This is a genomic window from Cesiribacter andamanensis AMV16 (assembly GCF_000348925.1).
Taxonomy (GTDB): Bacteria; Bacteroidota; Bacteroidia; order Cytophagales; family Cyclobacteriaceae; genus Cesiribacter; species Cesiribacter andamanensis.
In genome coordinates, this window is record NZ_AODQ01000162.1 from 1 (window position 1) to 8,555 (window position 8,555).

The 8,555-nt window shown below is 53.1% G+C and carries 8 protein-coding genes and 2 pseudogenes; 1 reads left to right on the forward strand and 9 read right to left on the reverse strand.

Translation table 11 applies throughout. From position 1 onward, the window contains the following. Window positions 1-249: hypothetical protein (locus ADICEAN_RS22800; RefSeq protein WP_040398292.1), on the forward strand; the 249-nt coding region annotated here is incomplete at its 5' end. A 22-nt stretch (window positions 250-271) separates the two neighbouring features. On the opposite strand, the gene ADICEAN_RS19035 is transcribed toward ADICEAN_RS22800, so the two are convergent. The 9 genes and pseudogenes from ADICEAN_RS19035 to ADICEAN_RS19075 form a co-directional block, all read right to left on the reverse strand. Further along, window positions 272-1,174 (reverse strand): bestrophin family protein, encoded by a 903-nt coding sequence (locus tag ADICEAN_RS19035; RefSeq protein ID WP_009197291.1) that lies wholly within the window; start codon window positions 1,172-1,174, stop codon window positions 272-274. Window positions 1,175-1,232: 58 nt separating this feature from the next. Beyond that, window positions 1,233-2,481, reverse strand: a pseudogene (locus ADICEAN_RS19040) (DEAD/DEAH box helicase). Between the two features lie 93 nt (window positions 2,482-2,574). Beyond that, window positions 2,575-2,835, reverse strand: a complete 261-nt coding sequence (locus ADICEAN_RS19045) for a VF530 family protein (RefSeq protein WP_009197294.1) — start codon at window positions 2,833-2,835, stop codon at window positions 2,575-2,577. Between the two features lie 84 nt (window positions 2,836-2,919). After that, window positions 2,920-3,429 carry a cupin domain-containing protein gene (locus ADICEAN_RS19050; protein WP_009197295.1) on the reverse strand — a complete coding sequence of 170 codons (510 nt, stop codon included), beginning with the start codon at window positions 3,427-3,429 and terminating at the stop codon, window positions 2,920-2,922. A gap of 189 nt (window positions 3,430-3,618) precedes the next feature. Next, window positions 3,619-4,449, reverse strand: coding sequence for a YsnF/AvaK domain-containing protein (locus ADICEAN_RS19055; RefSeq protein WP_009197296.1), 831 nt, complete (start codon window positions 4,447-4,449; stop codon window positions 3,619-3,621). A 41-nt stretch (window positions 4,450-4,490) separates the two neighbouring features. Beyond that, window positions 4,491-5,015: a YsnF/AvaK domain-containing protein gene (locus ADICEAN_RS19060; RefSeq protein WP_009197297.1), complete on the reverse strand. Its 525-nt coding sequence runs from the start codon at window positions 5,013-5,015 to the stop codon at window positions 4,491-4,493. A gap of 378 nt (window positions 5,016-5,393) precedes the next feature. After that, the gene (murA, locus tag ADICEAN_RS19065; protein WP_009197298.1) at window positions 5,394-6,710 is read right to left on the reverse strand and encodes a UDP-N-acetylglucosamine 1-carboxyvinyltransferase; all 1,317 of its coding nucleotides are present in this window, start codon (window positions 6,708-6,710) and stop codon (window positions 5,394-5,396) included. 2 nt (window positions 6,711-6,712) lie between these two features. After that, window positions 6,713-7,390 carry a DUF4290 domain-containing protein gene (locus tag ADICEAN_RS19070; protein ID WP_009197299.1) on the reverse strand — a complete coding sequence of 226 codons (678 nt, stop codon included), beginning with the start codon at window positions 7,388-7,390 and terminating at the stop codon, window positions 6,713-6,715. Window positions 7,391-7,828: 438 nt separating this feature from the next. Next, a pseudogene (locus tag ADICEAN_RS19075) lies at window positions 7,829-8,555 on the reverse strand (3'-5' exonuclease); the annotation flags it as partial.

Genomic DNA, 8,555 nt, shown 5'->3' on the forward strand with positions numbered 1-8,555 from the left:
GAGATCGTATCTGGTGGGGATACAGGAGCCGACCAGCTGGCTGAGCAGTATGCGCAGGAACACAATATTAAGCTATCGGTGATTCCCCATGATGAAAATCCGGCCGGTTTTTATGCCAACCGTACCTTTTCCATTATTAACATGGTGCAGCATGTGGTAGCCTTTTGGGATGGCAAAAGCTCTGGCACGCAGGACCTGCTCAACTATGCCCGCCAAAAGGGTAAGCAGGTAAAGATCAAATATTTTTAACAGGTACCGGCAAAGGGGGCAGTTATGCACCCAGTTTGCTTAGGCTTTCTTTTTTACTGCTGCTATCGGCCAGCAGTTCTCCCACATGCTTCTTGATGTTATGACAGATCTGGTCCAGAGGCAGATCATTGGCATCGGTGCCGAAGGGGTTCTCAATCTCCTCGGCAATCAACTCCAGGCTGGCGAGCGCATAGAGAATGAACACCACTACCGGAATAATAAAGTACCCCAGGCTGAATACCCAGCCAAACGGAAGCGTCATCACATAAAAGAAGATGAATTTCTTGATGAAGACACTGTAGGTGAAGGGGATGGGAGTGTTTTTGATGCGCTCGGCCGCACCGCAGAGGTCGGTCAGGGACTTGGCCTCCTCATTTAAGACCCACAGTTGGGCCGAGGTGATGGTGTTGCTGGTGTAGAGCTGGTTGATGCGCTGGTATATGCGGGCGGCCAGCTGGTTGGGCAGGTGCTTTTCGGGTTTCAGGTCCAGAATGGGATCTATTTCGCTAAAGTCTTCATTTTCCCGCAGGGAATTGCGCAAGGCAATGGCGTAGGTCGGGATCATCTGACGGAAAAAGCGGCGGTCGGTATCGGGCAGGCCCAGGGCATGGATCTTGATGGCCAGGTTGCGGCAGGTATTGGTCATGCCGCCCCACACCTTGCGGCCCTCCCACCAGCGGTCGTAGGCGGTGTTGGTGCGGAAAACCAGCAGCAGTGAAATCACAAAGCCCAGTACATTGTGCATCATGCCCACATTCTGGATGTAGGCCCGCTCGGCGAGGTTCAGATAGTTAAGCTCCAGATAAGCCACCAGCCCGGCATAGATGCTTACGGCCAGCATCAGGGGCAGCAGGCGCCGGAAGGTATCAGCCTTGGTAAAGCGGAAGATAAAGGTAAACCACTCTTTTGGGTTGTAATTGATCATGTGTTCAGGGACTGGGGCACACAAGGGGCCGGGCCTTGCTGCAAAGATAGGGCAGTGCCTATTTTTTCTTTTTGTTCTTCTTCTTGAATTTTGGATCTTTTTCCAGCGCCTCCTGCTCCCGCATCAGGGATTTCCAGTCGCTGCTGCTGTCGCTGGTAAAGTCCAGCGTTTCGGTATACTCCTCTTTACTGATATCCATAACGGTAATGGGCTTGTCCAGGAATTGCTCTATCTCCGCCAGGATGGGTTTTTCCTCTGTGCTGCAAAAGGATACGGCCTGCCCCTTCTTAGTGCCCCGGCCTGTGCGGCCCACGCGGTGCACATAGTTTTCGGGCTGTTCGGGCAGGTCGTAGTTTACTACAAAATCCACATCGGGTATGTCAATGCCCCGGGCACTAACATCGGTAGCAATAAGTACTTTGGTTTCACCCGAGCGAAATTGCTGCATCACCGCCAGCCGATCCTGCTGCTGCTTGTCACCGTGGATGGTCAGGCTATGCAGGTTCATGCGCTCCAGGGCCTTGTGTACCCGCTCCGCCCGTATTTTGGTGCGTACAAATACCAGGATCTTGCTCTCGGGATTTTCTACGATCACCCGCTCCAGAAAGAAGCGCTTATCATCCATCTCTACATAGGCCACGGCGTGGTTGATGTTTTTGGCCACGGGATCTTTTGGGGAGATTTGGATGCGAATGGCCCGCCGCACCAGCGAGTAGGCCAGTTTTTTGATGGTTTCGTTGATGGTGGCCGAGAAGAAGAGCGTCTGGCGGTAGCGCGGTATTTTGTGCATCAGGTCCTGGATGTCGCGCAAAAAGCCCAGGTCCAGCATATGGTCGGCTTCGTCCAGGATCAGGATCTCTACCCGCTCCAGCAGCAGGTGGCCCTGGCTCACCAGATCAAACATGCGCCCCGGGGTGGCTACCAGTATATCCACCCCCTTCTGCAGGCGGGCAATCTGGGGCTCCTGCTCTACACCGCCTACAATACTCACCGTTTTTACGCGGGTATGGCGGCCCAGCCGCTCAAACACTTCAGTGATCTGAAAGGCCAGCTCCCGGGTAGGCACCATCACCAGGCATTTGATGCCATCGGGGGCGGGCATGCTGTTTCTGCTCGTGCAGCAGGTGCAGCACCGGTATGGCAAAAGCGGCTGTTTTGCCAGTGCCTGTCTGAGCAATGGCCAGCACATCTTCTCCCTTTAGAATGGGGGGGATGGCTTTGTACTGGATGTCGGTAGGACGCTTGAATCCCAGTTCCTGCAGGCTTTTTTTTATCTCAGGGGCTATGCGGTACTCGTCAAATTTCATGGTGTGGTGGTTGGGGCTAGGGGGTGGTGATCGGCAGCAGGTGAATGCCGGGAGTGGGCTGGCCTGGCACCAGGGGGGCTGTCTGCCCGGGCATCAGGAGGGGTTACGCGGCTTTTTTTTGTCTAAGAATTTGCGCGTATTGAGGGTTCTCAGATAGAGATCTTCAACTTTCTTACGGGCCCAGGGGGTTTTGCGCAAAAAGGTAAGGCTGGATTTAATGCTTGGGTTTTCGGTAAAGCAGCGGATGGTGATCAACTGGCCCAGTGTTTCCCATCCGTAGCGCTCAAGCAGCTCATTCAGGATGGTTTCCAGGGTTTTGCCATGCAGGGGGTTATTGACTTGCTCGTGTGCCATGGGGTGTAAAGGTACCATTATCTGAACAAATCTTGTGTATTCGTGCCATGGTCTGCCAGCAGCGACAAAAAAAGGTAGCAAAGGCTACCTTCCAAAGTCATCCTGCACCCGTACAATGTCATTTTCGTCCGAGGGGTGGCTGGCATCGGTATGCTGCCAGATCTCGGCCAGTACGCCCCACTCCCTGAGGCCTGCCAGGCGGTGACGTTCGCCCTGCTGCAGGGTGATCAGGTCGCCGGGCTGCATCTCCCGAATAGCGCCCTCTACATTGGTGGGGCTGGTCACAACGCCTACCGAGCCCTGCACCACCTTCCAGATCTCGGCCCGGCGGTGGTGGTACTGCCAGGAGAGGCGTTTACCCGGTGCAACAATCAGGATCTTGGGGCTAAGCTTGCCCGATATGCGGAGTTGATCTACTGATTTTCCCTCAAAATAGGTATTGGCAAACTGCTGGGCCTGTTCTTCATGTAGTACAAAAAAGCCACCCCAGGGGCGGGACTTGTCGATCGTTTCTATAGTAAAGCCCTGCTGGCGGAGCTGTTGTTCTACATGCGCAAACAGGCTTTCTTTCTCTTGCTCGTGCGAATGGGTCATGTGTAAGCTATTGGTTTGTTGGGGTAAATGTAGGAAGTGTGTTTTTTCATTCCACAATTTCCCGGAGAAAATTAAGGGGGTACCCTGGCAAAGGGAGTGTGGCTTCTGCTTAGATACGCCAATATACAGAAAGCGGTGGCTGATTGGCAGCCACCGCTTTCCCGAAGCAGGATTTTTCAGCGGATAGATTTAGCTGTTTCTGAATCTGTCGCTATCTCTATCGCTGTCCAGGTTTCTGTCTCTGTCCAGCGGCTTATCGGGATTGATCTTGTCTACCTGCACATCGGTTTTGTGGGCAGTTTCCCGAATGGTTTCGTTGTGGGCGGTAGTTTCTTTACCAACACGCACTTCTTCTACCACACGGGCTTCTTTTTTCACCAGAGGTACCTCGGCATGTTCTATCACCTTGGCTTCGCCTGCCTTAAAGGTATCCATATCCCGCTGGCTGGCTGGGCGGTCTACCGGTTTGCGGTCCACATGCACGTGCTCTTCGCGCAGGCGCATGGTTTTCTCCACTGGTTTTTCAATGATGCGGCTATTGAGGCGCACACCACCGGTGGTTACTTCTTTTTTGCCTACCTGCACATTTTCCTCAATTACAGGAATAGAGCGGTCTTTATTGGTCAGGTCCAGATCTCTGTTGCGATCTGTTCCGGCAGTACCTGTATGAGTAGTGCCACTGGTAGCGCGGGTCTGGTTCTTATCTCCAACATTAATGGCGCCGTGCTCATCCATAATGGCGGCAGCACGCTCTGCATTGCGCATTTCAGTAGTATGAACCGTAAGTACGGTACCGCGTCGGGCGGCCTCCCGGTAGCTGATGGACGAGGTGTCGTCCCGGCCCAGCAGGTTGGTAAAAAAGGTGTCAGTACGGTCATGATCCGTATCGGTCAGGTCTTTGCCGTGGGCCGACAGGTCAATGGTATCTTTATCGAATCCTTGTGAAGCCAGGTGGTCGGCCGCTGCGCGGGCCTGTTCCTTGGTTTCAAAAATTCCGATTACTGTTTGTGAGCTTGACATAGGTATATGTGTTTTTGATTCTACATGAATAGGTTTGATTCTCAAACCTTGTTTTGGTTGGAAGAGGGGTTCTCTGAACGTTTTATCTCCACTTCTTCACGGCGGAGGGTCATGTCCTGAGAAGCCTGGTGTTTAATTTTCTTTTTGGTTACGTGCAGTTCCTCTACCAGTACCAGGCGCTTGACCACCACTTCCCGCAACACGGGGATTATGGTTGTATCGCCATCATGCCGAATGGCCGGAGGCGGAGTATCGATGTAGCGGTTAATGGGGACTCGCTCTACCTGTATTTCCTCCTTTACATAGGGAACATCCACAATTACATCCTCTTCACTTACCCGTTTGCTGATGTTTACCTGGCCGGTTTCCACCACGCGTTTGTCTACCTCTACACTTTCTTCAATTACGGGAATGGTGCGGGAGGTGTAGTGGCGATCGTCATCCGGAGCAGCGCCTGTGCGCTGGGCCTGCGGCCTGTCCCGGTCGGGGTTTTGTCGTTGTTTGATCCGTTCTTCCTGCTTCATGCCTTCAACGCTGGTTTTGTTCTTGATCGCCGGGGCGACCAAAGGTTAAAAAATAGGAGGCTTGCTTCTTCGTAGCCCCTTTAAGTAAATACGGGGCTTAGGCATAAGGGTTATGGATGAAATAGAATTATATTGATGTGTGCCTATGTATCTTAAGTTTAAAGTTAGTGCCAAAAGGGGTTTATTTGTGCATAATGAATTTTAAAACGCCATAGATTCAGCAATATAATGTAGTATAACCGTGCGGCTAAAGCAGGATCGCTACCTAGTTGTTACTTGTGCTAAATTGCATTTAGGAAAGAAGGCAGGCTCTCCTACAGACTAAGGAGTATACGCCCATTGCTCGCTTAACAAAAAAAAACCGGCACTAGGCCGGTTTTATATTTTCTGTATGGGTGGTTTGCAAGAGCTGAGGAGAAACTACCCCTCTGACTCTATACGCTCCAGCTTGGCGCCCAGCTTTTGCAGGCGCTCCACAATGTGGGAATAGCCCCGGTCAATCTGGTCGGCCGCATAGATAATGCTTTCGCCTTTGGCCGAGAGGGCGGCAATCAGCAGGGCTACCCCTGCCCGAATGTCGGGTGAGGTCATTTTAATGCCTTTCAGCGAATTCTTGCGATCCATGCCGATCACCGTTGCGCGGTGCGGATCGCAGAGAATGATCTGGGCGCCCATATCAATCAGCTTATCAACAAAGAACAGGCGGCTCTCGAACATTTTCTGATGCACCAGCACCGTACCCTTGGCCTGTATGGCCGTCACCAGCACAATGGAGAGCAGGTCGGGGGTGAAGCCGGGCCAGGGAGCATCGGCAATGGTCATGATGGAGCCGTCAATAAAGGACTCGATCTGGTAGGATTCCTGGCGGGGCACGTAAATATCATCGCCACGAATCTCCAGTTTGATGCCCAGCCGGCGGAATACATCGGGGATCATGCCCAGCATATCTACCCGTACATTTTTGATGGTGAGTTCGGAGCCCGTCATGGCCGCCATGCCAATGAAGGAGCCGATCTCGATCATGTCGGGCAGCATGGTGTGTTCGGTGCCCCCCAGGCGCTCTACCCCCTCAATGGTGAGCAGGTTGGAGCCAATGCCGCTGATGCGGGCACCCATGCGGTTGAGCATGTTGCTCAGCTGCTGTATGTAGGGCTCGCAGGCGGCGTTATACAGGGTGGTGGTGCCCCTGGCCAGCACGGCGGCCATTAGAACGTTGGCCGTACCGGTTACCGAAGCTTCGTCCAGCAGAATGTAGGTACCCTGCAGGTTAGAGGCATCGATGCTGTAAAACTGGCTGTCGCTTTCGTAGTTGAATTTGGCGCCCAGGCTCTGAAAGCCCAAAAAGTGAGTATCCAGCCGGCGGCGGCCTATTTTATCGCCTCCCGGGCGGGGTATGCGGCTTTTGCCAAAGCGGGCCAGCAGCGGACCCAGTACCATGATGGACCCCCTGAGGGAAGCCGCTTTTTTGCGGTACTCGGGCGATTCCAAAAATTCCAGGTTTACATGCTTGGCGGTAAAGCGGTACGAATCAGGGCCCAGGCGCTCTACCTGTACCCCCATATCGCCCAGCAGCTCGATGAGTTTGTTTACATCAACAATGTTGGGGATGTTGTGGATGGTAACCGGCTCTTCGGTGAGCAGTACGGCACACAGGATCTGCAGTGCTTCGTTCTTTGCTCCCTGGGGAGTAATTTCGCCGCTCAGACGATGACCTCCAACTACACGTAATGCGGACATGCTTATTTGCGTGGTTTGTTTCTTGAAAAATTCTTTCTGGGCCCACCGCCACTATGCTTGCCGTTGCTGTTGCCTGGATTGTTGCCCGGGCCACTGCTGCGGCGCTGGTTCAGCTGGGGCAGACCCCCTTCCTTGAGCCGGTCGGTGATCTCTTTGAGCTTGCCGCGGCTTAGGATATCAATGTTGTTGAGCACTAGCGAATCATCTACCGTTTCCTTATTCCAGATGTAGTGAAAGCTTTTCATCAGGCGGGCAATGGACACCACGGCATTTTCCTTTTCGGTTTCATCCTCAAGGCTGGCGGCCTTTTCAATGAGCACTTCTATGTTGTGGCCGTAGTGGCGAATGCGGATCTTGTTGGTGCTGTACTCCAGCAGGCGGGGCTTGCGGCCAATGTTTTCTTTAGCAGGCTTGGGGTAGGGGCTGTCAATGTCCAGATCGAAACCGGCAATGATGAACAGGTCGTCCCACACCTTTTGGTTATACTCCTCAGATTCCTTCATGATGGGGTTGATCTGCTTCATCATCTCCACCAGGGTATAGGCATAGCGGCTGCGCTGGTGGCGATCCTCAATGGTCTTTACAAAGGCCACCATTTTCTGGATGTTGCGGCCGTAATCGCGCAGGAGAATTTCAGGGCGGGCTGAATTATAGGTCAGTTTTTTTTCGGTGTCGATCATAAAATAGTAATCAGATTTTGGGGCGGTTGGTTCAGAAAAGCCATAACCCGCTACGAAGGTAAAGAAAGCGCAGCTAATCTAGTAATAAACCGCTTTATATAGGCAATGTTAGCCCGCTAAGGGGGTGGTTATGGAAATTTTTTTGTGTGAAGGCGTTTTTTGGATCAAAGAACACGTTTTCCCAAACTCTTTGTCCTTCAGCATCTGCAGGATATCGAACAAAACTGCCTGTTCTCATAGCCCGCTTCCACATTTTCCCTGATGCATCAGGCAGGGCTCATAATAGAAAACAGCAGTGTGGTATCCAGGGTCTACTATGGGTGCTCTGACGGATGATTCTGGATAAAATTAACATCAACTGAGGCCTACTTTAAAGAAAGATGGCTGCTTAGCACGCACTCGTGCCACGAGTAATTCGTGGCACGAGTCAAGCCGGGATTATTCGTTTTCCACAATCCGCAATTTGGCAAAGCTCAGCAGCAGGGTTTTTTCGCCGGCATGCTCAAACTGGATCTTGGCCTTGCGGTTGGAGCCGTTCAGGTCCAGGGCTTCTACCTTGCCGTAGCCAAACTTCTGGTGCTCTACCCGCATGCCCTCCTTCAGCAAAAGGGGGTCGCTGGCCACAAAGTTGGCGGTAGGGCGGTGTACATAAGCGGCGGCTGCGGTACGGTTAACCGGCTGCCGGCGGATGCCCTCTACCAGGGTTTTGGCATACTGGCTGCTGTGGTTGGGCCCCAGGCTGGCGGGCTCCCGGCTGCTTTGCTTCTTGTTTATTTTGAGGCAGTTGGGGTCCAGCTCTTCCAGAAAACGGCTGGGCTCGCAGCTCTTGAGCCGGCCAAAGCGGTAGCGGCTCAGCGCATAGCTCAGGTACAGGCGATGCTCGGCCCGGGTAATGGCTACATAGAACAGGCGGCGCTCCTCCTCCAGATCGGCCCGGCTGCTGAGCATCATCTGGCTGGGAAAAGGTCTTCCTCCATGCCTACCACAAACACTACCCGAAACTCCAGGCCTTTGGCGGCGTGGATGGTCATCATCTGCACCACATCGGGGTCGGCATCCTTGTTGTTGTCGGCATCGGTTAGCAGGGCAATTTCCTGCAGAAAGGCGCCCAGGCTCTTATCTGCGCTTTCGGGATTGTCGGTAAACTCCTTGATGGCATTCAGGA

Coding starts and splice junctions, on each gene's coding strand:
- ADICEAN_RS19035 (WP_009197291.1), bottom strand. CDS start 1,174: ATGATCAATTACAACCCAAAAGAGTGGTTTACCTTTATCTTCCGCTTT.
- ADICEAN_RS19045 (WP_009197294.1), bottom strand. CDS start 2,835: ATGGCACACGAGCAAGTCAATAACCCCCTGCATGGCAAAACCCTGGAA.
- ADICEAN_RS19050 (WP_009197295.1), bottom strand. CDS start 3,429: ATGACCCATTCGCACGAGCAAGAGAAAGAAAGCCTGTTTGCGCATGTA.
- ADICEAN_RS19055 (WP_009197296.1), bottom strand. CDS start 4,449: ATGTCAAGCTCACAAACAGTAATCGGAATTTTTGAAACCAAGGAACAG.
- murA (WP_009197298.1), bottom strand. CDS start 6,710: ATGTCCGCATTACGTGTAGTTGGAGGTCATCGTCTGAGCGGCGAAATT.
- ADICEAN_RS19070 (WP_009197299.1), bottom strand. CDS start 7,390: ATGATCGACACCGAAAAAAAACTGACCTATAATTCAGCCCGCCCTGAA.